Here is a 24,324-nt window from a genome sequence, read left to right on the forward strand (position 1 = left end):
CGTTGTATTCCGTTGGTCATTTTCAGGCGTTTCACTGAACCCGATGTCACTGGGTTACATGCCTGACTTTTTTAGTTTTTATGCCCCATTAAGTAAGCTCCGGTATCCCGGATAGAGGTATGCCACGGTGATCCGCTTGTTACACCTTTTTAAATACCAGGGTGGCGTTTGTACCACCAAAGCCAAAGCTGTTTGACATGATCGTCGTCAAACTGGCATCGCGGTTTTCGGTAACAAGCGGCACGTCCGCCGCGCCCGGATCGCGTTCAGTCACGTTCGCGCTTCCGGTGATAAAGCCGTCTTTCTGCATTAACAGGCAGTAGATAGCTTCCTGAACACCCGCCGCTCCAAGAGAGTGGCCAGTCAGAGATTTGGTTGAGCTGAAAGGGGGCACGTTACCACTGAAGGCACGCTTAACAGCGTCAAGCTCGCAAATATCACCCGCTGGCGTACTGGTGCCATGGGTGTTCAGATAATCGATGTTCGGGTTGCCGGCCATTTCCAGAGCATCGCGCATGCAACGCTCGGCGCCTTCGCCTGAAGGAGCAACCATGTCAGCGCCGTCAGAGGTCGCGCCATAGCCTATGATTTCGGCATAAATCGTCGCGCCACGTTTGACCGCGTGTTCGTATTCTTCAAGAACGACCATGCCCGCACCGCCGGCAATAACAAAGCCATCGCGAGTCGCATCGTAAGGACGAGAGGCCTTATCCGGGGTGTCGTTGTACTTGGTCGAAAGGGCGCCCATCGCATCAAACTGCATGGTCAGCGTCCAGTGTTCTTCTTCGCCGCCGCCAGCGAACATAATGTCCTGCTTACCCCACTGGATAAGCTCCATTGCATTACCGATACAATGGGCGCTGGTCGCACACGCGGAGGTAATGGAGTAGTTCACACCACGAATAGAAAATGGGGTGGCCAGGTTGGCCGATACGGTGCTGCCCATAGAGCGGGTCACACGGTATGGGCCTACACGACGGATGCCTTTTTCGCGCAGGGTGTCGACGGCTTCAACGATGTCGCTGGATGATGCACCGCCAGAACCTGCAATCAGGCCAGTACGCGGGCTGCTGACCATATCTTCGCTGAGGTCTGCATCTGCGATGGCTTCTTTCAGAGCAATGTAGGAGTAGGCAGCAGAGTCGCCCATGAAGCGGCGCTGCTTGCGATCGATATGATCATCTGGGTTTATTTGTGGTCTGCCAGCGATGTGGCTTCTGAAGCCCGCGTCTTCGTATTCGGGGATGTAACGGATACCCGATGTCTGGCCTCTAAGGGAGGTCAGTACCTCTTCCTTATTGTTGCCGATGCAACTAACAATTCCTAACCCAGTGATAACGACGCGGCGCATTACGACTAAACCTTGCCTTCTGTTCTGATACCTTAAACACACGTGGAAGGCTCACGGACGCCTCCTCCCACAGAAGCCCCTCACTATAAAGCACTGGGCGCCGGGAACAAATTAAAATGTGTGTTTTCGGTGGAGAGGGGCCGGATTTGGCTCACTTGCGCAACGTTGCGACTGTCTGGCGCCAATATGAGGCGAGTGACAGCAGGGCAATGACAGCCGCGGCAACCGTCAGAATTCGGGTGTCGGGGTAGCGGCTGTCGTGAAATAACATAGTGATACAGGTGATGGTCATCAGGCCAGCTGCGAAGCGTTCAAGCCCTTTGCCCTGAAGCCACCAGATCTCATCCGTCAGCTTTTGAGCGATCAGTGCAAAGATGAGGCCTGCGGCAGAACCGACCAGAATATCCAGCGGCCAGTGCGCGCCAACCGCGGCACGGCTGATCGCGGCAACCAGAGCGATCACGAGAAGCGCAATCGTACCGCCGATGCTTCGCATGTTGAGGGCGAGCAAACCAGCGGTCGCTAATGCGGTAAAGGAATGCCCGGACGGGAACGCGTGGTTCTTAACGACGGGACCGATGACCTTGAAAACGTCGGCATCTAACACGGCAGGCGGACGCGGTATTTCAAGCAGGTTCTTCAGACCATGAACGAACAGGGCGCCGATAATCAGCAGTACAAACCCGGAATTGAAAATATGCGGGTAACGGCTGGCAACAATCGCGATCACAGCAACGGCAAACAAGGTGTCGGCAACAAAGGTCATGTTGGCCCAGAAGGCATCTGGTAGAACGCCCGCGTTAGCGTTGAACCAGAGGAATATTTCCTGATTAGAGCCTTGCGACGTTACGCCTGCTGCCAGAACAAGCAGCAGCATGGCGAGGCTGATGAGCAGCGTATCTGTCTTCATTCGGTCGCTTCACTTTCCGGTTGGCCGCCGCTGTGGCGAATGATCATGATCGGGCCTGACTGATATAAAACATCAAAAGGATGTTCAATACGTTTCACTCTGTCTTCGCGGGCAAAACCTACCTCGCCCGGCTTCAATCGACGGCGCTCAGTCCAGGTATCGAGATAGACGTTGAAACTCGGCATATCAATGGATTGAGTAACCACCGGCTCGCCCAGTTCTTTGGCAAACATTGCGGCGTCCCAAACCGGACGCTGTTGGGTTTCACTGAAGGTCGGGATGAACAGGAACCAAAGCAGAACAGACTGCACGACGCCCGCCATAACCAGGCCAAACCATGGGCTGAAGCGCTTCCAGAAAATCAGAGCCAGCGCCGCGATCGTTCCAAGGGCCGCCAGAATCACAAAATCAATATTAAAGTACTCCGCAGCACGCTGCGCAGTGGCGATCTCAATCGGGTTGGTCAATCGCGCCTCTACAATCGGGATCAGCAGAGGGAAGGCGACCATAAGGCCAAACAGAATCAGTGGGAAAAGGGCGGCCAGAAGGCGGCTCTGTAGCCAGTTACGATAACGTGCCATCAGAATAACCAGCGGTGTTACCCCATAGAGGATGTAGTGTGGCAGCTTAGTACTGGCGAGACTGAATAAGACCAGTACGACCAGGAACCAGATCCACAGGAAGCGGTTCAGATGATCGCCGCCTGCCAGTGTGGTTTTGATGGATGGCAGTATGCGCAGCAGAAGGCCACCAAAAGGGGCAAGCACGTAAGGCAGTACCATGGGGTAAAACAGAAGCCCGCCATCGTGTCCTTCCATCGCGTTATTGAAACGGTTGACGTTGTGCTTCATAAAGAAGCCGTCGATAAACTCCTGACCGTGAATCTGATACGCCGCGATATACCATGGGGCTGCGATCAGCAGGAATATGATCCAGCCGGGAATATAAAAAATCGCCCGCAGGAATTCCTGTCGGTAGCCACTGCTCAGGTAGAACAGGCCTCCGGCCATAAACGGAATAGCAACTGCCACTGGGCCTTTAGTCAGTGTGCCGAGTGCCATGAGTACATAGATCCCAATCAGCAGGCCGCGCGACGGCGCCTGAGAATAGAGATACATGGCCAGCATGGTGGTGGCCAGAATCATGTTGAGCAGGCCGTCAGCCGTGGCAACGTGGGTAATGGCATTGATGCCTGCAGCGGTCGCTGCCATAAGCGCGGCGGCAATGGCGGTTTGCTGGTCTGTTACTTTGCGGGTGAAGGCAAAGATCGCAAGCACCCACAAAATGCCAGCCAGAGCGGATGGCAGCCGGAATACCCAGGCATCTGTGCCGAAGGCTGCGACAGAGGCGGCCTGGAGCCAGTAAATCAGAATGGGTTTATCGAAACGGATGCGATCATTGAGGTAAGTGGTGATGAAATCACCACGCTCGAACATTCCCCGTGTCGCTTCGCTGAATGCGCCTTCGTCATGGTCAAACAGCAGGAAGCCGTTGAGGTTCATAGTCATCAGGACGATGACAAACCCCAGCAGCCAGAGAGGCAGTGCAGTACGGCTCATAAAGAAATCAACTGGTAGATGAGTTCGTTGTCTCGGAAGCGCCCGTGTCGGATGCCTGCGCTGTTGTGTTGGCTTCAGCCCAGTCGTCTTCACCTGCTGGTACTTCATCGTCTCTGTGGTAGATGACGTACTGTTCACGTTTCGAAGATTCGAAGTAAGTACGCGAGATCAGCTCTGAGAGTACACCGGTTGTCAGGAACTGCAGCGAGGCAATCAGGAAGACCACCGCGATGAGGAATAGTGGTCGACCTCCTATATCTTCGCCCATAGCGAACTTAACAATCGCGAGGTACACCAGCAACAAAGAGCTCACAGAGCCGAGCGCCAGGCCGATAGACCCGAAGAAGTGACCCGGGCGGGCGCGGTAGCGCATAAAGAAATAGACAGACAGCAGATCCAGAATCACCCGGAAAGTACGTGAGATACCGTACTTCGACTCGCCTGCGGTCCGTGCGTTGTGATTAACAACAATTTCACCGATGCGGCTTGGTGGCACAACCGCAGCTACCCAGGCTGGGATAAAACGGTGCATTTCACCGTAGAGGCGCACTTGCTTGATAACAGACGACTTGTAGATTTTCAGAGAGCAGCCGTAATCATTGATACGCACGCCTGTGATCTTGCCGATCAGGCGGTTTGCAATGCGTGATGGAATCTTACGCAGGAACAGGTCGTCCTTGCGGTTTTTACGCCAGCCAGTAAGCAGATCGAGGTCGCGCTCAATCAGGTGGTCGACCATACGTGGAATATCATTCGGATCATTCTGCAGGTCACCATCGAGGGTAGCGATCAGGTCACCGCGGGCTTCATCGATGCCCGCCTGCATGGCTGCGGTCTGGCCGAAGTTACGGCGCAGTTCGATCACACGGACATGGCGGCCGTAGTCGTCGGCTTCGCGTTGCAGGGCCTGAGGCGTGCCGTCAGTCGAGCCGTCGTCGACGACCAGTAGCTCCCACTTACCTTCGTAAGCAGACAGAGCATTATGAACCGCTTCCACCATTGGTTTTACATTTTCTATTTCGTTATACATAGGAATAACGATGGAGAGAGATGGCTTGGCGTTTTTTGCCTCAGTCAAGGGAGATACCACGCTTAGTCTTTAGAAAGTCGTGCGCGATGATACCGGAAACTCGTACCCGGTAAAATAACCGCGTCCCTCAGAATTCCGGGACTTCAGTGCTTAATAACCGAACGCTGAGTTGCAAGGGTTAGTATGCCAGTGAGGATAAATGTACTGCCGAGCACGAACAGGTGCAGGTTTACCGCTGCTGCGAGAGCTGGGCCGCTCTCAATCCCCCAGGGCAGGAGGCCAGCCAGTACGCCAGCTTCGTAGGTGCCGGCGCCTGCTAATCCGTGGATGGGCAATACCGAGCTGAGCTCGCCTGTCGTCGCACCACTCCAGCTGGCACTGAGCGTGAGGCCAGTGAAGGCACTGAGTAGCCAACTGAACACGGCGAGTTTTACCACCCAGTTGATGATGGTCCAGAGCAGGGCGCGGATAAAGGTAAAGGGGTTGTCCGGCAGTGCCGTCATCAGTTCAAGCGCTTTGACCTTCCAGCCCTGGCCTGACTGAAGATGCTTGCGGACAGTCTCCTGTAAAATCAGCGCGAGCAGAGGGGCCGCGAGTACCGCGCCTGCCAGCGCGTAGCGGACTTCTGATCCCCAGGGCATCAGGCTTTGCAGGCTGATAAACGCCAGAGCCAGCAAAACATATAGGTCGAGCAGTCTTAGCCAGAGCAGAGCAGGACCGGAATGACGGTAAGGAACCTGATACTGCTGTTTCATTAATAGCGGGAAGGTTGCCTCACCGCTGCGCATCGGCAGGAGATTATTAAAGAAGTTATGCAGGACGGTGATTCTTAACAGTGGGGCAAACTGTCCTTTCGTGTAACTGCCGAAGAAATCGTAGAAACGCAGCGCACGCAGCAGGTAGCTCACGAGCATCAATGACAGTGCGATGCCCAGTTGGCGTGGTTCAATTGCTTGCCAGCTCTCAGCGATCCTGGCCCAGCCATAGTGTGCCTCTACCAGCCAGACCAGACCAAAGAGTAGGGCCGTACCCAGCCAGAATTTCCACGAAGTCAGCACGAGAAGAAGTGTCCTGTAATGAAGCTGGCGCGTATTCTCTATGTTGAGCACCATCGTGGCAATACCGCTTAAAAACCACGTCTGCTATTCGCACCTGTTGTGGATTGCACCATTCCGCTACAATTTGGCGATCATAGCGCCTGAAGGGTCAGGCTGACTGCTCGTTGTTGGAGAAATTCAGTTGAAAGTTCTGTTGGTAAAAACATCGTCTCTTGGAGATGTCTTTCATACGCTTCCTGCGGTGCAGGATGCGTTCCGGCAGGTGCCCGATATTGAATTTCATTGGGTGGTTGAAGAAGGTTTCAGCGAAGTGCCTGAGTGGCACCCTGCGGTCACGCGCGTTATTCCTGTAGCGTGGCGGCGCTGGCGTAAGTCGTTAAAAGATCCGGCCGTACGCGCAGAGATGAAGGCCTTCTACCGCTCCATCCGCGAGGAAAAATACGATCTGGTACTGGATGCTCAGGGGTTGATCAAAAGTGCTGTGTATACTCGTCTGGCGCGCGGAACTAAAGCTGGCCTTGACCGGGCGAGTCTGAGAGAACCTTTGGCAGCGCTAGCCTATAAACGTCGCATTCGTGTGCCTAAGGGCCAGCACGCGATTCTCCGAACGCGTCAGTTGTTCGCCCGCGCACTGAATTATCGCCTGCCGGAGCAGCTGGCTTACGGTATTGATAAGTCACGGTGGGAACGCCCGGATATCGAAGGTGAGTATTGGGTATTTCTGCATGGAACAACATGGGTAACAAAGCTCTGGCCAGAAGCCTACTGGCGTTCGCTGGCTGAGCTTGGCGTCGCTCAGGGGAAGAAAGTGGTCTTACTCTGGGGCAATGACGAAGAGCGTGAACGGGCTGAACGCATTGTTGATGGGATTGAGGGGGCCCAGGTCCTCCCTCGTATGCCGTTGAACGAAGTCAGTGCCTGGCTCGCCTATGCCGAAGGCGTCGTCGGTGTGGATTCTGGTTTGTCTCATCTTGCTGCGGCAATGGAGACAGGCATGATCGCTATTTTCGGATCAACCGATGCGACACTGACCGGCGTGCTTGGGCCGCATTGTGAAATCATTAAGAGTGAGCTGGAATGTGCTCCGTGTCGTTCCAAGCAATGCTTGTTGAACGAGCCCGGAGACATCCAGCCGCCATGCTATCGGGAAATTACCCCTGAGCGCGTTAAAGATCAGTTACTGATACAAATAAGCGAGGCCTGAACAGGCCTCGCTTTTGTTCATCAGTTGTCCCTATCTGCCATCAGGCGCTACGCACGTGACGCGCTGACTGCTCCATCGATGAGTTCAGCTCGCGACGACGGAATTCACCCGGCGAGATGCCTGTCCAGGTTTTGAAACGGCGTTGAAATGAACGTGGTTCCGTGAAGCCAAGTCGTAACGCGATGTCGGACACTGACCATTCCTTTGTTGTCAGCCATTCCTGAGAGAGTTCGAGTCGGAGTTCGTCGAGGATCTGCTGATAAGAAGATTCAGCCTCCAGAAGACGTCGCTGCAGAGTTCGTTCAGACATGCCCAGCTGGCTGGCGACGCGTTCCCGGCGAGGGATCGTCCGTTCCATCATATTCTGCAGTGTAGAGCGAACCTGAATCACAACAGGGTCACACTGTTGCAGCTCCTGGTGTTGCTTCTCTGCCTGCTCCTGCAGCGTTTTAAGCAGTGTTGGATCGGGGTGGCGAATCGGCAGGTCCATCAGTGATGCGTCAAACTCCATTACGTTTACTCCTGAATCAAAGATCAGTTCACAGCGGAAGTACTCTTGATAGCGTTCAAGTGTCTCCGCCGGTGGGGCTTTGTGTTCGAAATAGATTCTTATCGGTGCGATATCGTCCCGGCCGGTCACCCAGCGCGCATACTCCACGGTGGTGGCCAAATATTCATCAATCAGATGAGGGCGGACCAGTGTGTCGCGGCAATAGCAGTTCCAGCGCACTGAAACAATGTGCTCACCTTCAGCGAGATCGGTCGTGCCGAGATTGCCAATCAGTGCCTCGTAGCGGGGAACCAGCCGGAAAGCTTCTCCTCCGCTCTGGCAGTTCATGATCAGATAGCCGACAAGACCAAATGCGCCGGGCGCGACGTATCGGGCACTTTTGAAACCAAACTCCGGATCGCTTGCCTTAGTGATCATCCAGCGCATCATGGCTTCGAAATCACATGCCTCTACTCTGGCCAGGCGATTGTCCAGCACTCCGTGATTAACAGAGCATGCGTTGAGTACATCGGTAGGCGCTATACCGTAGTCCTGCGCAGTGCGCAGAAACAAACGAACGAACGCCGACGACACTGTGCCGGGGACATAATTATTATTCTTGTTCATAAGTTCTTCCATGTATCTGGAACATTCTGTGTCAGAACCGCACCTAAGGGTAGATCAGCAGAAACATAGGATGATCGTTATACTGATTTAACGCTTCGTATGCGGCAAGCACATGTGTGTTACAGAATGTTAGTGCTCGGTTATATAGTCTCCGGCCTTTCATTCCTGAGGTGAGATGGCGCAGAATGCACAAAAAAGGGGGAGGTCTATGTCCATAACTGATTGGAAATCTGGTGGAAGAGAGCAGAGCTGGCGAGCGCTGACGGAGAATACACACTGGGATATTGTTATTGCTGGTGGTGGTGTCACCGGCGCAGGCGTGGCCAGAGAGGCCGCCCGGCGGGGGCTGCGTGTGTTACTCGTTGACCGTCAGGACTTTTCTTGGGGGACCTCCAGCCGCTCTTCCAAAATGGTTCACGGTGGACTTCGTTACATCGCTCAGGGAGATGTCCGGACGACGCTGCATTCGGTTAAAGAGCGCGAGCGTCTGATGCAGGAGGCTCCGGGGCTGGTGGACCTGATGCCTTACATGATGCCGCATTACGAAGGCCGTTTTCCGGGTCGCTTTGCGTTCGGCATGTTGCTGAAGGTTTATGATCTGTTGGCAAGGCGCAAGTATCACACTTTCCATGGGGCCGATGCCGTCCGTGAGCGCTATCCTTTCCTTAATCCGGATGGACTCACCGGTGCATCGGAATTTGCAGACGCCGTCACGGACGATAGCCGCCTGGTGATGCGTATTCTCCACGAGGCCCGGCGTGACGGTGCGGAAGTGCTGAATTATGTCGCCGTTGATCGTACTGAGCAGAATGCAGATAGCGTGACCATTTCGCTACGGGATACAGTGGGCGGCGCCAGTTGCAAGGTCACCGCCTCAGTGCTTGTGAATGCGACGGGGGTCTGGGTCAACGAACTGCGCGAACAGCTGGGCCAGAGTGCCAATGTGCGACCGGCGAGGGGGAGTCACATTGTGATTCCGGCAGAGCGCCTGCCGGTGGATGTTTCCTTTACCATCCTTCATCCTCAGGATCAGCGTCCCATCTTTGTGTATCCATGGGAGGGCCGTACGGTGATCGGCACTACCGATCTCGATCACCCAAAACCCGATAATGGCGAAGTGGGCATTACCCGTCGCGAGATGGACTACCTGCTTGCCCTGGCATCGTTCCAGTTTCCTGAGGCTGCAATTCAGGAGCAGGATGTTATCTCCAGCTGGGCAGGAGTTCGCCCTCTGGTGGCCAGCGGCGCCAAGAACAGTTCAAAAGAGAGTCGTGACCATACCGTCTGGAAAGATGGGCGTGTGGTGTCCGTTAGTGGGGGTAAGCTGACGACTTTCCGCTTGATTGCGCTTGATGTTCTTAAAGAGGCTCGCGAAGAGCTGCCAGGGTACGAAGTCGATAAGAAAGCGCCGGTTTTCAGTATTACCGATCCAGGCATTGCTTCTCTCGCAAGCGAACAGATGGCGCATCGGCTGGCTGGGTTCTATGGCCGCGATGCGGCTGAGATCATTGGCGCTGCGAAAGCACACGGTGGCGCGGAGGATCTGGAGCCTATCCCAGGGACTCATACTTGCTGGGCCGAGCTTCGCTGGCAGGCCGCGAGTGAGGCCGTTGTGCATCTGGATGATCTGCTGCTCAGGCGCAGCCGTCTTGGACTCTTGCTCAAAAATGGAGGGCTTGATCTGTTGCCTGATCTGAAAGAAAGGCTGCAGCCAATCCTTGGCTGGTCTGATGAACATTGGGCCGCCGAAGTCGAGCGCTATCGTCGCCTGTGGTCGCAATTCTATTCGTTGCCATCCGCACAGTCTGAGCAGGCTGCAAAGACTTCAGAGGCCGAGATCGCCTGATTGCTGTGACACCGTAAGGATTGCTTGCTCAATGCTTGCTTCCAGCTCGCTGGGCGTGACTTCAAGTGACGCCCAGTCGATCGTGTCGGCGGCTCCTTTTTCCCACTGCATCAATGCTTTCAGATGTTGACCGTATACCCCCGCGTTTTCGGTAATTGCCTGGGTGAGCTCTTTTGGCAGATTTACGCGGGCGCAGACTTCATCGATGGGCATATCCAGCATGGCATCAAGAAGGGAAAAGAGCCCCAGAGTGAACGCGGTATCCGGCTCCATTGTGTCTGTTCCGGCTGACAGGCTCTGCATCAGGTAACCACGAAACAGGGCCTGTTGTTGAAGCACTGCCGGTTTGTCGGAGAGCTTGCCCAGGGCGAGTAGATTCGCCCAATTACGTATTCGGCTGAGCCCGAGTGCGGTTGCTGCTCTCTGTAGAGTGGTGATGGGGGCTCCGTGATTCACTTGCGGTGAGTTCGCCATTTGCAGCAACCGATAGCTTAACTGAGGGTCGCGGCGCACGGTGTCGACGATATCGTCGAAATCGGCTTCTTCCTGATTTAATGCGCCTAGCAACTGCATGACCGCAAGGTGAGAGTCAGGTGTTCGTCGCCCGAACAGAATCACAGGCTTTGAGAAAAAATAGCCTTGAAATAAGTCGTAACCTGCAGCCTTGCAGTGCTCGAATTCTTCGTGGGTTTCTACCTTTTCCGCCAGCCAGAGTAAGCCTTCACGGTGAAACTTTTTGCGAACCGCTCCAGCATTATCAGGAGAGCCAAGCGCGGGGAGGTCAACCTTGACGATATCTGCGTACTTGAGCCAGGTAGCCTGTGCCTCATCACCTGTGAAATCGTCGACAGCGATACGGAAGCCCTGCTGCTTAAGCCGGGTAACCGCGTTGATGTTCTTATCTGTCGCCGGGATATGTTCCAGCAATTCAATGACCATCTCGTCGGGCGATAGCGGTAGATCAATGCTGAGAAAGTCTGCCGTGAAATTAACAAACGCAGGGCGGCCGCCGGTCACCAGTGCCATGCCAATTTCGTGGAGCGCGCCAATGACAACTTCGGTAGTGGCACTGTTACCGTGTGCATCCTGCCAGGCTTCTGATGCGTCAGGGATGGGGCGACATAGCAATTCGTAGGCATATATCGCTTTGTTGCTGTCCAGAATGGGCTGTCGTGCCAGTAATGGGCGGTCTTGCATATGTGATCCTGACTGTCTGGTTGAGTTTTTTCGAAATCTGTCGCACCGGAGCGTACGTTTGTCCGGCAATTAAAATGAGTGTAGCTGGTATTTTGTTCTGCGTTTTGGTGATGCTTGACTACACTTTTCTGAGTAACGATGTCCGGAGTAGATTATGAGCAACGTACTCAGCAGTGTTGACGCCCGAACCCAGCTCGTTGGGCAGAACAGGCTGGAACTACTGCTGTTCCATTTGGGTGGCCAGCAATACTTTGCAATCAATGTGTTTAAGGTGCAGGAGGTTATGCGCCTGCCTGAACTAACCAAGATTCCGGACAGTCACCCCTGTATCCGCGGCGTCTGTCATGTCAGGGGGCAAACCGTGCCTGTTGTTGACCTCAGGGCGGCCGTGAAGATGGGCCCGATGATAGGGGATACCAGCAACTGCAATATCATCGTCACTGAGTACAACATGACGATTCAGGCGTTTCTCGTTGGTGGTGTGGATCGTATTGTGAATATGAACTGGAATGAAATTCTGCCGCCTCCGGGTGGTGCGGGTCGGCAACACTACCTGACGGCGATTACCCGGATTGACGAGCGCATCGTTGAGATTATCGACGTAGAAAAGGTCCTGGCTGAGATCAGTCCTTATGAGCTTGAGCTCACAGAGGATGCCTATGATCGTGAGTTGCTTGAACAGGTGCACGGCAAAGATATTCTGATTGTCGATGATTCTAACGTCGCGTTGGAGCAGATGAAAAACGTGATCGCGCCGATGGGGCTGAATATTGTTCAGGCGCGTAACGGCCTGGAAGCGTATCAGACTCTGATGCACTGGAAACAGGAGGGGAGGGATATCCGCGACCGGCTGCTGATGATCATTACAGACGCTGAGATGCCGGAAATGGATGGTTATATGTTGACTACCGAAATCCGGCAAGACCCTGAGTTGAAAGATACCTTTGTGATACTGCATACGTCACTGTCGGGCAACTTCAACAAAGCCATGGTTGAGAAGGTTGGTTGCGATGGATTCCTGTCGAAATTCAAACCGCACAGTCTGGCTGAGGAAGTGCAGAAACTGATCCGTATGAAAGTCGAGCAGTCCGCGGCAGGCTGACGGCATATACCCCGCCTGATCTGATGTATAAACTAGGGGGCTCTCTGAGGAGCTCTTATGAAAATATCCCGCCTGTTTATCTATCCGGTTAAGTCCTGCTCTGGTATCGAAGTGGAGTCATTAAGTTTCGATCAGAATGGACCGGTCGGCGATCGCAGATTCGTCATTGCCTCACCCAGCGGTGACTTTATTACTCAGAGAGAAGTGCCAGCGATGGCGTACATTCAACCTAGGTTTGAGGCGGATAAACTCGTACTTGGATACCCGGAACGAGGGGAGATGCAGGTATCAACGACGTCGTCAGCGGAGCCACAACGTGTCCGTATCTGGAGTGATGAAGTGACTGGCGTTAATTGTGGCGATGACGTCGCAGTCTGGTTGTCGGACATTCTGGAGCAGCCTGCGCGTTTGTTTATGCTTCCGGACAATAACCCCCGTAGGGCGGATAACAAATACGCCCCGGACGATACGGCAGTAGGTTACGCGGATGGATTTCCGCTCCTTGTGGTTACTCAGGAAAGCCTTGATGCGTTGACTGAGGCAGCACAGGTACCTGTCGATGTGCGTCGTTTCAGGCCTAATATTGTCATTGAAGGCGCTGATATCGCATTTGCAGAGCGTGATTGGACGAGGTTAACGACGAATCTGGGCGAGGTTCTGCCATTGGTGAAGCCTTGTGAGCGTTGTGTTATTCCAACACGTGATCCCGACACGCTTGAGCGCAGCCCTGAAGTCATGAGTGCACTAAAAGAATGGTGCCGGATTGAGGGCCGGATAATATTCGGTCAGAACGCAATATTCACCGGGAAGCGCCTCGGGGTAGGTGAGGCGCTTTACGCGGAATCAGAATAATTCGATGTCGTCATCAGTACCGAAGGAGTCGTCCATCGGTTTGTTAAAATGGTGGTGGTAGATTTCGAGCGCTTCAGCGATTGAACGTCCCGCAAGGATGTGCTCGAACATAATACGTTCGGCTTCCATGGTGTAGTTCGCTTTAATCTCGCTCTGTAGCTGAACCCATTCTTTTTCAATATACCGGCCCTTGGGATCACTGATCAGGTGGCCCATCTTCTCGAGACTCTCACCTACGTGTTCCATGCGCTGGGACAAGCGATCGTAAAACTGAAAAGCGACAACGGCTTTGCCTACTTCTGCGTGGATGATTTCAGCGGCGTTTTTAATTTCTTGAGGAGCGTTCGGGTCTACCTTTGCAAAGTGGTCGAGTAGCAGACGCGACTTGCTGGCGATTGAGGTAAAGCTGTGCGTCAGAGTATCTACCGAATCATTACCTTCTTTCATTGAGGTATCGATCTGCGCGACGGCCAGTGCCAGCAAGGTCAGGGTTTCGCCTATCTGGCTCCAGTTCAGCTGATCGTCCGGGACGGAGCGGCTGAGAGAATGTCGTTCAAGTTGCGCCATGGAGTTCGCATCCGGAAAAGGTTTGAACTTAGCTTAGTACAAGTACGCACCGGAGCCAGTCATAACAGTGTAAGTCATGCAATAGTCAGGTTCTGTGTCCTTCTGGCTCTTGCTTTTATTCGCGCTTCTGTAGTCGTAAAAGCAGGGATGACGTGTCTTTATGGCCGTTGCCATCCGATTCGAGTTGTTGGTAATAGCTATCCACAATCTCGGTGATGGGCAGAGAAACGCCTTCAGCTCTGGCTTCGTGGAGGCAGATTTGCAGGTCCTTGTGCATTAGCGAGACAGCAAATCCGTGGTCGTAGTCGCCGTCTATCATGGTTTGGTGGCGGTTGATCAGTTGCCAGCTACTGGCGGCGCCTTGCCCGACAAGCTCCATGACCTTCTTTGGATCAAGGCCGCTTTCCTGAGCGAAGTGGATCCCTTCGGCCAGAGACTGAATCAGTCCGGCGACACAGATCTGATTGACCATCTTGGTCTTCTGGCCACAGCCCGGATCGCCCATGTGCGCAATGGCTTTGGTGTATGGTGCTGTGAGATCTACCAGTCGCTCGTAGGCGTTGGAATCACATCCCGCCATAAGTGATAACTGACCATTCTGAGCACCTTGCTGACCGCCTGATACGGGAACATCACAGAAATATACGCCATTCTCTGAGGCTTCGGCGGCCATCCGTTCGGCCAGGCCTGCACTCGTGGTGCTGTGATCGACGATCAGTGCACCCGGCTTGAGTTGATTTATTATACCGTTATCTATCAGCCACTCTTCGACGTCTTCATCCCGGCTCACGCAGAGTATGACAGCGTCCGTCTGCACGGGGAGGGTAGAGGGCGTTGCTAATGCCTGCCCCTGGTTGCTGGCGAGCCACTGGGCAACCTTGGCAGGGCTGCGGTTTGCTACGGTCAGGGAGTGGCCTGCGCTGGCGAGGTGCGCAGCCATGGGGGCGCCCATATTGCCAAGGCCGATAAAGAGAATATTCACGGGGTATCCTTATGTGCAGTTTTTCGAGGCGAAAAAAAAAGCCGCTGGTCAGCGGCTTTTCTTATCCCTGGCGTTAGCCTGGGTAGTCACGCTTAGCGTAACCAGTGTACAGCTGACGCGGGCGACCGATACGGTAGTTGCCGCTGATCATTTCGTTCCAGTGTGCAATCCAGCCCGGAGTACGGCCAGTTGCAAAGATCACAGTGAACATCTCAGTCGGGATGCCGATGGCTTTCAGGATGATACCCGAGTAGAAGTCAACGTTAGGATACAGACCACGTTTAATGAAGTACTCGTCTTCAGTCGCAATCTTCTCCAGCTTCATCGCGATCTTCAGCAGTGGATCATCTTCCATACCGAGCTCAGCCAGAACTTCGTCACAGGTCTGCTTCATGACTTTAGCGCGTGGGTCGAAGTTCTTGTAAACGCGGTGACCGAAGCCCATCAGACGGAATGGATCTTCTTTGTCTTTCGCTTTTGCAACGAACTTGTCGATGTTTGACTCGTCGCCGATCTCATTCAGCATGTTCAGAACGGCTTCGTTTGCACCACCGTGGGCGGGGCCCCAGAGTGCAGCGATACCAGACGCAATACATGCGAACGGGTTGGCGCCAGTAGAGCCAGCCAGGCGTACGGTTGAGGTCGATGCATTCTGTTCGTGGTCAGCGTGCAACAGGAAGATACGGTCCATTGCTTTTGCCAGAACCGGACTTACTTTCTTCTCTTCACATGGCGTGTTGAACATCATGTGCAGGAAGTTTTCTGCGTAGCTCAGGTCGTTGCGCGGGTACATGAACGGCTGGCCGATACTGTACTTGTAAACCATTGCAGCGAGTGTCGGCATTTTCGCGATCAGACGGTGTGCAGATACCATGCGGGAATGCTCGTCATGGATATCCAGTGAGTCGTGATAGAACGCAGAGAGTGCACCAACAACACCACACATAACAGCCATCGGGTGAGCATCACGTCGGAAGCCGTTGAAGAAATGGCTCAGCTGCTCATGAACCATAGTGTGGTTCTTAATGGTGCTGACGAATGTTTCTTTTTGCTCTGCATCAGGCAGCTCGCCGTGCAGCAGCAGGTAGCAGGTTTCCAGGTAGTCTGACTTCTCAGCCAGTTGATCAATTGGGTAACCGCGGTGAAGCAGTACGCCAGCTGCGCCGTCGATGTATGTAATCGCAGATTCGGTTGCTGCGGTTGATACAAAGCCAGGGTCGTATGTAAACAGGCCTTTGCCAGTCAGACTGCGAACGTCGACGACATCAGGTCCTACGGTGCCTTCGTATACCGGCAGTTCTAATGTTTCTTCTACGCCATCGACTTTCAGTGTTGCTTTCTTGTCAGCCATGAAATGAGGCCTCCTGCTATCTGATTAATACCCCAGAGAACATTGTAAGTTCTCCAACTCTCCCGGTCGCTGTGCTTTTTACAGCTGCGAAATTCAGCCTGGTCAGCCAGAATTTCAGCACAGGAGAGAACACTTTTTAAGGTGTTACCCCCAAACAAAGGGGCACAACTATAGATTGTGGAGCTGGTTTGTCAATTGTCGCCAGGGCAATGATAAGTTTCTGGTTCGAGTCAAGTATAGATGGTTCAGATTGTTAACCCGGAGCCTGCGACTAATGTCTGACGTTGGAGCCGGGATTTGCTGGTGCTGCGGTTACTGCTCGCATCATCAGGGATACCTCAACCAGTCAACAGTGTAGATATACGGGGTGAAATTGCCGAATGCTCTGTCATAAGGCTGTCATGCCATTTGTAAAACACGGTTACGCTGCTTATAATTTGTCGCGGCGACAAACTTGTGCAAGACTTGTACAGGGGGATCGTCAACCTTCGTGAGCCTGTGCCCGGGGCCAGTCTGAGTGATTTCGGACAGGAGTTTCGGGCCCATATAAGAGTGTAATAGAGCCGTGAATAGCAATAGACCTAAAAATCTGGATCTGACTACTATTGAGCTCCCACTTCCTGCCAAGGCGTCCATCCTGCACCGTATTTCTGGCTTTGCTCTGTTTTTTGCAGTGGCCTTCATGCTCCGTGCACTTGGAGCTTCGCTGGAGTCTGAGCAATCTTTCAATGAGCTGAAAGAAGTAATGAATGGTGGCCTGGCCAAGTTCATCACCTGGGGCATTCTGTCTGCTTTGGGTTATCACTTTGTGGCGGGTGTAAAACACCTGTTGATGGACATGGGAATTGGTGAAACCAAAGAAAGCGGTCGTACCGGCGCAATCATTACTTTGATTGCCGGTGTCGTAGTGATCGTTCTGGCGGGAGTCTGGGTATGGTAAACAGTGTTACAAACTTTGGCCGTAGTGGCCTTTACGATTGGGTGATTCAGCGTCTGTCAGCTGTCATTCTTGCTATTTACACTCTGTTCCTGTTTGGATTCGTAGTCGCTACTCCGGACCTGACTTTTGCTGAGTGGCACGGTCTTTTTTCTCAGGTGTGGATGAAAGTATTCAGCCTGGCAGCACTGATCTCTATCTGTGCTCACGCCTGGGTTGGTATGTGGACAATTTCCACTGACTACATCACCGGGTCGACGTCTCTTCGTTTTATTTTCCAGCTGGTAATGGCAGGTTTCCTGTTCACGTACCTGGTCTGGGGCATCGATATTCTCTGGAGCGTGTAAGTCATGAGCAGCAAAATCAGAACTATGTCGTTTGACGCCATCGTAATCGGTGGTGGTGGTGCGGGCATGCGCGCTGCACTGCAGCTGACTGAGTCAGGCATCAAAACCGCGTGTGTTACTAAAGTATTCCCAACCCGTTCGCACACTGTATCTGCCCAGGGCGGTATTACTTGTGCGATCGCGTCTGCTGATCCAAACGATGATTGGCGTTGGCACATGTACGATACCGTTAAAGGTTCCGACTACATCGGTGACCAGGACGCTATCGAATACATGTGTTCCGTAGGCCCTCAGGCGGTATTCGAGCTTGAGCACATGGGTCTGCCTTTCTCCCGTACTGAAGAAGGCCGTATTTATCAGCGCCCATTCGGTGGTCAGTCGAAAGGTCCTAACGATCCTACTCAGGCAGCCCGTACCTGTGCAGCTGCTGACCGTACAGGTCACGCGCTTCTGCACGCCCTGTACCAAGGCAACCTGAAAGGCGGTACTACCTTCCTGAATGAATGGTATGCCGTTGATCTGGTTAAAAATGCTAACGGTCAGGTAGCGGGCGTTATCGCTATCGATATCGAATCTGGCGAAACTGTTTACATCAAAGCTAAGGCAACTGTACTGGCGACTGGTGGTGCGGGTCGTATCTATCAGTCCACGACTAACGCTCTGATCAACACTGGTGACGGTGTTGGTATGGCGGTTCGTGCTGGCGTTCCTATGCAGGACATGGAAATGTGGCAGTTCCACCCAACAGGTATTGCGGGTGCTGGTACTCTGGTGACTGAAGGTTGTCGTGGTGAAGGTGGTTACCTCATCAATAAAGACGGCGAGCGTTTCATGGAACGTTATGCACCTAACGCGAAAGACCTTGCAGGTCGTGACGTTGTTGCACGCTCCATGGTTATGGAAATTCTTGAAGGTCGCGGTTGTGGTGAAGATGGCGACCACGTGTTCCTGAAACTGGATCACCTGGGCGAAGAAACCCTGAACGCTAAGCTTCCGGGTATTCTTGAGCTGTCTCGCACATTTGCGCACGCTGACCCTGTTAAAGAACCAATCCCTGTTGTTCCAACCTGTCACTACATGATGGGTGGTGTTCCGACAAACATCGGTGGTCAGGCACTGACCGTTGATGCGGACGGTAACGACGTGGTAGTAGAAGGTCTCTACGCTGCTGGCGAGATCGCTTGTGTATCTGTACACGGTGCGAACCGCCTTGGTGGTAACTCTCTGCTTGACCTGGTTGTATTTGGTCGTGCGGTGGGTCTGCAGGTTGAGCAGAACTTTAAAGATGGTTTCGACTTTGTTGATCCAACAGAAGAAGACATTGAGCGTGCAATGGCTCGCCTGAATCGTCTGAATACTCAGACTTCTGGTGACAGCGTTGCTGCTGTTCGTGCTGATCTTCAGAAAACCATGCAGCTGTACTTCGGGGTATTCCGCGAAGGTCCAAGCATGGAGAAAGGTCTGGAGATGCTCAAAGAAATCGGTGAGCGTGTTAAGAACACGGTTCTCGACGACAAGAGCAATGCATTCAATACCGCGCGTATTGAAGCTCTGGAACTGGATAACCTTTACGAAACTGCGTATGCAACCGCGGTTGCTGCGATTGAGCGTAAAGAGTCACGTGGTGCCCACGCCCGTAACGACTTCACCGAGCGTGATGACGAAAACTGGCTGTGTCACTCACTGTACTTCCCGGAAACCAAGACGATCGGCAAGCGTGCGGTGAACTTCGCGCCTAAGACCGTTGAGGCCTTCCCACCTAAAGTCCGTACCTATTAAGAGGGGAGTGTTGATATGTTAGTTAGTGTTTATCGTTACAACCCTGAGAAGGATGAAGCCCCATACATGCAGGATTACGAAATTACCATTCCTGGTGGTAAAGACGTAATGGTGCTGGATGTGCTGCACCTGGTTAAGGAACAGGACGTTTCTGTTGCTTACCGCCGCTCATGCCGTGAAGGTGTGTGTGGTTCTGATGGTATGAACATCAATGGTAAGAATGGTCTGGCGTGTATTACTCCGATTTCTGAAGCGACCAAAGGCAAAATGGACAAGTTGGTTCTGCGCCCGCTGCCAGGCATGCCTGTAATCCGCGACCTGGTTATCGACATGTCGCTGTTCTATCAGCAGTATGAGAAGATCAAGCCGTACCTGCATAACGATACTCCGGCGCCAGCTATCGAGCGTCTGCAGTCGCCAGAAGAGCGTGCGAAGCTCGATGGTCTGTATGAGTGTATCCTGTGTGCATGTTGTTCAACGTCTTGTCCCTCATTCTGGTGGAACCCAGACAAGTTCGTTGGCCCGGCAGGTCTTCTTCAGGCTTATCGTTTCCTGGCAGACAGCCGCGATACGTCAACTGAAGAGCGATTGGCAGGTTTGAGCGATCCGTTCTCTGTATTCCGTTGCCGCGGAATCATGAACTGTGTCAATGTGTGCCCGAAGGGTCTGAACCCAACACGCGCCATTGGACACATCCGTAACATGCTGCTGTCACAGCAGGTGTAACGGTACCACTTCCGACCGGTGGTATGAGACGTAAGTCGGGTTGGACATACAACCCGCTTACGTCGACAATTTTATTCGCAATGGAACCCAAAAAGTCCCATTGTTGACTAAGCTAGTTTACAGTTGAGGGAACCGGGCATCCCGGTGCTACCTCAGAGGCCTTGCGATCTATCCGATCGACCCTCTACTTCGCCTTGTGCTAGAGTCGGTGCATGCATCTCTGTGGTGGCATTCCCTTGTTCAGAAATTGACACAGGGTGGTCATACATGCACGAACTGACAATGGAGCAACTATGGAGCACTTCGCAGCTAGCGGGTGGTAATGTTGCTTACATCGAGGAGTTGTTCGAAACCTATCTCCGCGATCCAAACGAAGTGCCCGAAGAGTGGCGCAACTATTTCGACAAACTCCCTCGCGTTGACGAAAACAGCACCGTCGACACCCCGCATAAGCCCATCCGGGATCAATTTCTACTCATTTCAAAGAATCAGCGTCGCGCTAAGCCTATGATGTCCGCGCCAGTGAGCAGCGAACACGAGCGCAAGCAGATGAAAGTACTGCAGCTGATCAATGCGTATCGCGGCCGTGGTCACCAGCACGCTAAGCTTGATCCTCTGGCGTTGATGACTCGCGAGACTGTTCCTGATCTTGATCTGCATTTTCATGGCCTGACCCGCTCTGACCTCGATACAGTGTTCCAGACTGGAAACCTGTTTGTCGGTCAGGATCAGGCGACACTGAAAGAAATCATTGATGCGTTAGAAACCACTTATTGCGGAACGGTGGGTGCTGAATACATGCACATCGTCAATACCGCAGAGCAGCGCTGGTTCCAGCAACGTCTTGAAAGCGTCCGCTCTCACCCGAAATACGGTGAAGAAATCAAAATGCACCTGCTGGAGCGTCTGACGGCTGCAGAAGGCCTGGAAAAATACCTGGGCTCTCGTTATCCGGGTGTTAAGCGTTTCGGCCTGGAAGGTGGTGAGTCTCTTATCCCGTTAATGGATGAGCTGATTCAGCGCAGCGGTACGTACGGTGCAAAAGAGATCGTGATCGGTATGGCCCACCGTGGCCGACTGAATACCCTGATTAATACACTGGGTAAGAAAACCTCAGATCTTTTCGATGAGTTTGATGGTAAAGCAGAATACGAATCTCACGGCGACGTGAAGTATCACCAGGGCTTCTCCTCGAACGTGATGACACCGGGCGGTGAAGTTCACCTGGCGCTGGCATTCAACCCATCTCACCTTGAGATTGTTTCTCCAGTGGTTGAGGGTTCGGTGCGTGCGCGTCAGGATCGTCGTAGTGATCCTGTGGGTGAAAAGGTTGTTCCTGTCAGTATTCACGGTGACTCAGCATTCGCGGGGCAGGGTGTTGTTATGGAGACATTCCAGATGTCTCAGACACGCGCTTACAAAACCGGCGGTACTGTTCACATCGTCATTAACAACCAGGTCGGTTTTACGACTTCTAAGCGTGAAGATACCCGCTCAACGGAATACTGCACTGACGTTGCAAAAATGGTTGAGGCGCCGATTTTGCACGTGAATGGCGATGACCCTGAAGCGGTGCTTTTTGTTACTCAGCTGGCCGTTGATTATCGTAACGAGTTCCGTAAAGACGTGGTGATTGACCTTGTTTGCTATCGCCGTCGCGGTCACAACGAAGCTGACGAGCCATCAGGTACTCAGCCGCTGATGTACTCGAAAATTAAGAGCCACCCGACAACCCGTACACTTTACGCGAAGCGTCTGGTTGAAGAGGGCGTCCTGACTGAAGACACCAGTAAGCAGCTCGAAGAAGAGTATCGACTGGCTCTGGATAATGGTCTTCACGTGGTTAAGTCCTTGGTTAAGGAGCCGAACAAAGAATTGTTCGTCGACTGGAGTCCGTACCTCGGCCATGAGTGGACGACCAAAGGCGATACTAAGTTTGATATGAAGCAGCTGCAGGAACTCGCGCATCAGCTTCAGGAACCGCCAGAAGGCTTTGCAGTTCAGCGTCAGGTCGGCAAGATTCTTGAGGACCGTCGTAAGATGGCTGCAGGCGCTCTGCCAATCAACTGGGGTTTCGCAGAAACCATGGCGTACGCCACTCTGATTAAACAGGGCTACGGAATCCGCCTTACGGGGCAGGACGTAGGTCGCGGTACGTTCTCTCACCGTCACGCCGTGCTGCATAACCAGAAAGATGCGAGCACTCATGTGCCGCTTCAGCATATCGAAGAAGGTCAGCCGAAGTTTGATATCTACGACTCGCTTCTCTCTGAAGAAGCCGTACTGGCATTTGAATACGGCTATGCAACCACGACACCAGGGACTCTGGTTATCTGGGAAGCGCAGTTTGGTGACTTTGCCAACGGTGCCCAGGTGGTATTCGACCAGTTTATTTCGTCAGGTGAACACAAGTGGGGCCGTCTGTGTGGTCTGACTATGCTGCTGCCACACGGCTACGAAGGCCAGGGGCCAGAGCACTCGTCTGCGCGTCTTGAACGTTATTTGCAGCTTTGTGCAGAACACAATGTTCAGATCTGTGTGCCTTCAACACCGGCGCAGGTTTACCATATGCTACGTCGTCAGATGATTCGCCCACTGCGTAAGCCAATGGTTGTGATGTCGCCCAAGTCGTTACTGCGCCATAAATTGGCGACCAGTACGCTTGAAGAGCTGGCTGAAGGCCGCTTCCGTACTTGTCTCGACGAAATTGATGATATTAATCCGAAAAAAGTCCGCAGAATTTTGCTCTGTTCCGGTAAGGTCTACTACGATTTACTTGAACGCCGCCGCGCGGAAGAGATCGACGATATTGCGATCATTCGGATTGAGCAGATTTATCCGTTTCCTCATAACTTCCTCGGTAAGATTCTGGAGCCATACAAAGGCGCCAAGGACATTTACTGGGTGCAGGAGGAACCGATGAACATGGGCGCCTGGTACAGCAGCCAGCACCATATGCGCAAAGTCGCGCATGACCTGAATCCAAAGTGGCATCTTGAGTACGCAGGGCGTGATCACTCTGCGTCTCCAGCTGCTGGTTACATGGCGCTCCATCTGGAGCAACAGGAAAAATTAATCCGTGACGCTCTGGATCTCCAGGGCTGACGTATCGCAGGAACTCTAAGGAAAATCGAATGAGCATCGAAATTAAGGCACCCACCTTTCCTGAATCTGTCGCTGATGGCACTGTGGCAACCTGGCACAAAAAACCGGGTGAACCCATCCAGCGCGACGAGCTTCTGGTGGATATTGAAACGGATAAAGTCGTACTCGAAGTTGTCGCTCCTGCGGACGGTTCATTAAAAACCGTTCATAAAGAAGAGGGCGATGTGGTTCTGAGTGACGAAGTGCTGGCAATCTTTGAAGAGGGCGCGGTGGATGCTGCGTCTTCTTCAGCGCCTGATGAAACCGAATCGGCGCCTGCTGAAACTGCAGAAGCATCTGATGATGGTGACATCATCATGAGCCCGGCTGCGCGTAAGCTGGTTGAAGAAAATGGTATTGCTCCGTCATCGATCAAGGCGACTGGCAAAGACGGTCGTGTTACCAAAGAAGATGTCGTTAATCATCTGAAGGGTGGTTCTGCGCCGGCGCCTGCCGCTGCTCCAGAACCAAAAGCAGAAGCGCCTAAGTCGGCACCTGCTGCACCTGCCGCCGCTGCACCTATGGCTGATGAAGGTGACCGCATTGAGAAACGTGTTCCTATGACTCGTCTCCGTGCAACCATCGCTCGTCGCTTAGTCGAGGCGCAACAGAACGCTGCCATGCTCACGACCTACAACGAAGTGAACATGGGCCCGGTTATGGAGCTGCGTAAAAAGTACAAAGATACTTTTGAAAAAGCGCACGGTGTGAAACTCGGTTTCATGTCTTTCTTCGTGAAAGCGGCTACTGAAGCCCTGAAGCGTTTCCCTGCGGTTAACGCATCTATCGATGGTAACGACATGGTTTACCACGGATATCAGGATATCGGTGTCGCCGTTTCTACTGAACGCGGTCTGGTTGTTCCAGTTCTGCGTGATACTGACAGCATGGGTCTGGCGGAAATTGAAAGCACTATTGGTGATTTCGGTAAGCGTGGCCGCGAAGGTAAGCTGGGTATCAATGATATGCAGGGTGGCACCTTTACCATCACAAATGGTGGTATTTTCGGGTCACTGATGTCGACGCCTATTCTGAATCCTCCTCAGACTGCTATTCTGGGAATGCACAAAATTCAGGAACGTCCGATGGCAGTGAATGGTGAAGTTGTTATTCAGCCAATGATGTATCTTGCTCTGTCATACGATCACAGAATGATCGATGGCAAAGAAGCAGTACAGTTCCTGGTAACCATTAAAGAGTTGCTCGAAGATCCAGCGCGTCTGTTGCTGGATATCTGATAGGGTTTCGGAAATTTAAGGATTTAT

20 protein-coding genes are annotated in these 24,324 nt (G+C 53.0%); 10 read left to right on the plus strand and 10 right to left on the minus strand.

Going from position 1 to position 24,324, the window contains the following annotated elements:
- Positions 1-139: 139 nt before the first annotated feature.
- The 5 genes from fabB to AC5E51_RS03915 form a co-directional block, all read right to left on the minus strand.
- Positions 140-1,351 (minus strand): beta-ketoacyl-ACP synthase I, encoded by a 1,212-nt coding sequence (fabB, locus tag AC5E51_RS03895; protein WP_491778150.1) that lies wholly within the window; start codon positions 1,349-1,351, stop codon positions 140-142.
- 151 nt (positions 1,352-1,502) lie between these two features.
- On the minus strand, positions 1,503-2,261 hold the full coding sequence (locus AC5E51_RS03900) for a phosphatase PAP2 family protein (RefSeq protein ID WP_297533268.1): 759 nt from the start codon (positions 2,259-2,261) through the stop codon (positions 1,503-1,505).
- Complete coding sequence (locus tag AC5E51_RS03905; RefSeq protein WP_491778151.1) at positions 2,258-3,820, minus strand: ArnT family glycosyltransferase; 1,563 nt, start codon at positions 3,818-3,820, stop codon at positions 2,258-2,260. The genes AC5E51_RS03900 and AC5E51_RS03905 overlap by 4 nt, the downstream gene beginning before the upstream one ends.
- A gap of 7 nt (positions 3,821-3,827) precedes the next feature.
- Entirely contained in the window at positions 3,828-4,898 is a 1,071-nt protein-coding gene (locus tag AC5E51_RS03910; RefSeq protein ID WP_488046205.1) for a glycosyltransferase family 2 protein, read from the minus strand.
- Positions 4,899-4,993: 95 nt separating this feature from the next.
- Complete coding sequence (locus tag AC5E51_RS03915; RefSeq protein WP_301376761.1) at positions 4,994-5,908, minus strand: lysylphosphatidylglycerol synthase transmembrane domain-containing protein; 915 nt, start codon at positions 5,906-5,908, stop codon at positions 4,994-4,996.
- A 181-nt stretch (positions 5,909-6,089) separates the two neighbouring features.
- On the opposite strand from AC5E51_RS03915, the gene waaC reads away from it, so the two are divergent.
- A complete protein-coding gene (gene waaC, locus AC5E51_RS03920; protein WP_297533272.1) occupies positions 6,090-7,112 on the plus strand; it encodes a lipopolysaccharide heptosyltransferase I in 1,023 nt (340 codons plus the stop codon).
- Positions 7,113-7,152: 40 nt separating this feature from the next.
- Here the strand turns inward: waaC and AC5E51_RS03925 are convergent, their stop codons facing one another.
- The gene (locus AC5E51_RS03925) at positions 7,153-8,229 is read right to left on the minus strand and encodes an AraC family transcriptional regulator (protein WP_488046206.1); all 1,077 of its coding nucleotides are present in this window, start codon (positions 8,227-8,229) and stop codon (positions 7,153-7,155) included.
- A 208-nt stretch (positions 8,230-8,437) separates the two neighbouring features.
- Between AC5E51_RS03925 and AC5E51_RS03930 the strand changes: the two genes are divergently transcribed.
- Positions 8,438-10,075, plus strand: coding sequence for a glycerol-3-phosphate dehydrogenase/oxidase (locus AC5E51_RS03930; RefSeq protein ID WP_301376764.1), 1,638 nt, complete (start codon positions 8,438-8,440; stop codon positions 10,073-10,075).
- Here AC5E51_RS03930 and AC5E51_RS03935 read toward each other — a convergent pair.
- Entirely contained in the window at positions 10,055-11,272 is a 1,218-nt protein-coding gene (locus tag AC5E51_RS03935; protein ID WP_301376765.1) for an EAL and HDOD domain-containing protein, read from the minus strand. The two genes, AC5E51_RS03930 and AC5E51_RS03935, sit on opposite strands and share 21 nt — an antisense overlap.
- A gap of 154 nt (positions 11,273-11,426) precedes the next feature.
- On the opposite strand from AC5E51_RS03935, the gene AC5E51_RS03940 reads away from it, so the two are divergent.
- Both AC5E51_RS03940 and AC5E51_RS03945 read left to right on the plus strand, forming a co-directional pair.
- Positions 11,427-12,374, plus strand: coding sequence for a chemotaxis protein CheV (locus tag AC5E51_RS03940; RefSeq protein ID WP_297533276.1), 948 nt, complete (start codon positions 11,427-11,429; stop codon positions 12,372-12,374).
- A gap of 57 nt (positions 12,375-12,431) precedes the next feature.
- Entirely contained in the window at positions 12,432-13,226 is a 795-nt protein-coding gene (locus AC5E51_RS03945; protein WP_301376766.1) for an MOSC domain-containing protein, read from the plus strand.
- Here the strand turns inward: AC5E51_RS03945 and AC5E51_RS03950 are convergent.
- The 3 genes from AC5E51_RS03950 to gltA form a co-directional block, all read right to left on the minus strand.
- The gene (locus tag AC5E51_RS03950; protein WP_068441696.1) at positions 13,218-13,793 is read right to left on the minus strand and encodes a hypothetical protein; all 576 of its coding nucleotides are present in this window, start codon (positions 13,791-13,793) and stop codon (positions 13,218-13,220) included. The two genes, AC5E51_RS03945 and AC5E51_RS03950, sit on opposite strands and share 9 nt — an antisense overlap.
- A gap of 115 nt (positions 13,794-13,908) precedes the next feature.
- Positions 13,909-14,775: an NAD(P)-dependent oxidoreductase gene (locus tag AC5E51_RS03955; RefSeq protein WP_297533278.1), complete on the minus strand. Its 867-nt coding sequence runs from the start codon at positions 14,773-14,775 to the stop codon at positions 13,909-13,911.
- A gap of 73 nt (positions 14,776-14,848) precedes the next feature.
- Entirely contained in the window at positions 14,849-16,126 is a 1,278-nt protein-coding gene (gene gltA, locus AC5E51_RS03960; RefSeq protein WP_068441699.1) for a citrate synthase, read from the minus strand.
- Positions 16,127-16,691: 565 nt separating this feature from the next.
- On the opposite strand from gltA, the gene sdhC reads away from it, so the two are divergent.
- From sdhC to odhB, 6 genes are all read left to right on the plus strand, one after another.
- Positions 16,692-17,066, plus strand: coding sequence for a succinate dehydrogenase, cytochrome b556 subunit (gene sdhC / locus AC5E51_RS03965; protein WP_068441702.1), 375 nt, complete (start codon positions 16,692-16,694; stop codon positions 17,064-17,066).
- Entirely contained in the window at positions 17,060-17,410 is a 351-nt protein-coding gene (gene sdhD / locus AC5E51_RS03970; protein ID WP_068441705.1) for a succinate dehydrogenase, hydrophobic membrane anchor protein, read from the plus strand. Before sdhC ends, sdhD begins: the two co-directional genes overlap by 7 nt.
- Positions 17,411-17,413: 3 nt before the next feature.
- Positions 17,414-19,189, plus strand: coding sequence for a succinate dehydrogenase flavoprotein subunit (sdhA, locus tag AC5E51_RS03975; protein WP_068441708.1), 1,776 nt, complete (start codon positions 17,414-17,416; stop codon positions 19,187-19,189).
- Positions 19,190-19,204: 15 nt separating this feature from the next.
- A complete protein-coding gene (locus AC5E51_RS03980) occupies positions 19,205-19,915 on the plus strand; it encodes a succinate dehydrogenase iron-sulfur subunit (protein ID WP_068441712.1) in 711 nt (236 codons plus the stop codon).
- Between the two features lie 267 nt (positions 19,916-20,182).
- A complete protein-coding gene (locus tag AC5E51_RS03985; protein ID WP_076514763.1) occupies positions 20,183-23,020 on the plus strand; it encodes a 2-oxoglutarate dehydrogenase E1 component in 2,838 nt (945 codons plus the stop codon).
- A 29-nt stretch (positions 23,021-23,049) separates the two neighbouring features.
- Complete coding sequence (odhB, locus tag AC5E51_RS03990; protein ID WP_068441719.1) at positions 23,050-24,297, plus strand: 2-oxoglutarate dehydrogenase complex dihydrolipoyllysine-residue succinyltransferase; 1,248 nt, start codon at positions 23,050-23,052, stop codon at positions 24,295-24,297.
- Positions 24,298-24,324 lie beyond the last annotated feature (27 nt).

It is taken from the genome of Thalassolituus sp., assembly GCF_984348125.1.

Excerpts from the sequence above, each read along its gene's own strand:
- fabB (WP_491778150.1), bottom strand. The coding sequence starts at position 1,351 with ATGCGCCGCGTCGTTATCACTGGGTTAGGAATTGTTAGTTGCATCGGC.
- AC5E51_RS03900 (WP_297533268.1), bottom strand. The coding sequence starts at position 2,261 with ATGAAGACAGATACGCTGCTCATCAGCCTCGCCATGCTGCTGCTTGTT.
- AC5E51_RS03905 (WP_491778151.1), bottom strand. The coding sequence starts at position 3,820 with ATGAGCCGTACTGCACTGCCTCTCTGGCTGCTGGGGTTTGTCATCGTC.
- AC5E51_RS03925 (WP_488046206.1), bottom strand. The coding sequence starts at position 8,229 with ATGAACAAGAATAATAATTATGTCCCCGGCACAGTGTCGTCGGCGTTC.
- AC5E51_RS03930 (WP_301376764.1), top strand. The coding sequence starts at position 8,438 with ATGTCCATAACTGATTGGAAATCTGGTGGAAGAGAGCAGAGCTGGCGA.
- AC5E51_RS03935 (WP_301376765.1), bottom strand. The coding sequence starts at position 11,272 with ATGCAAGACCGCCCATTACTGGCACGACAGCCCATTCTGGACAGCAAC.
- AC5E51_RS03940 (WP_297533276.1), top strand. The coding sequence starts at position 11,427 with ATGAGCAACGTACTCAGCAGTGTTGACGCCCGAACCCAGCTCGTTGGG.
- AC5E51_RS03945 (WP_301376766.1), top strand. The coding sequence starts at position 12,432 with ATGAAAATATCCCGCCTGTTTATCTATCCGGTTAAGTCCTGCTCTGGT.
- AC5E51_RS03950 (WP_068441696.1), bottom strand. The coding sequence starts at position 13,793 with ATGGCGCAACTTGAACGACATTCTCTCAGCCGCTCCGTCCCGGACGAT.
- gltA (WP_068441699.1), bottom strand. The coding sequence starts at position 16,126 with ATGGCTGACAAGAAAGCAACACTGAAAGTCGATGGCGTAGAAGAAACA.
- sdhD (WP_068441705.1), top strand. The coding sequence starts at position 17,060 with ATGGTAAACAGTGTTACAAACTTTGGCCGTAGTGGCCTTTACGATTGG.
- sdhA (WP_068441708.1), top strand. The coding sequence starts at position 17,414 with ATGAGCAGCAAAATCAGAACTATGTCGTTTGACGCCATCGTAATCGGT.
- AC5E51_RS03980 (WP_068441712.1), top strand. The coding sequence starts at position 19,205 with ATGTTAGTTAGTGTTTATCGTTACAACCCTGAGAAGGATGAAGCCCCA.
- AC5E51_RS03985 (WP_076514763.1), top strand. The coding sequence starts at position 20,183 with ATGCACGAACTGACAATGGAGCAACTATGGAGCACTTCGCAGCTAGCG.
- odhB (WP_068441719.1), top strand. The coding sequence starts at position 23,050 with ATGAGCATCGAAATTAAGGCACCCACCTTTCCTGAATCTGTCGCTGAT.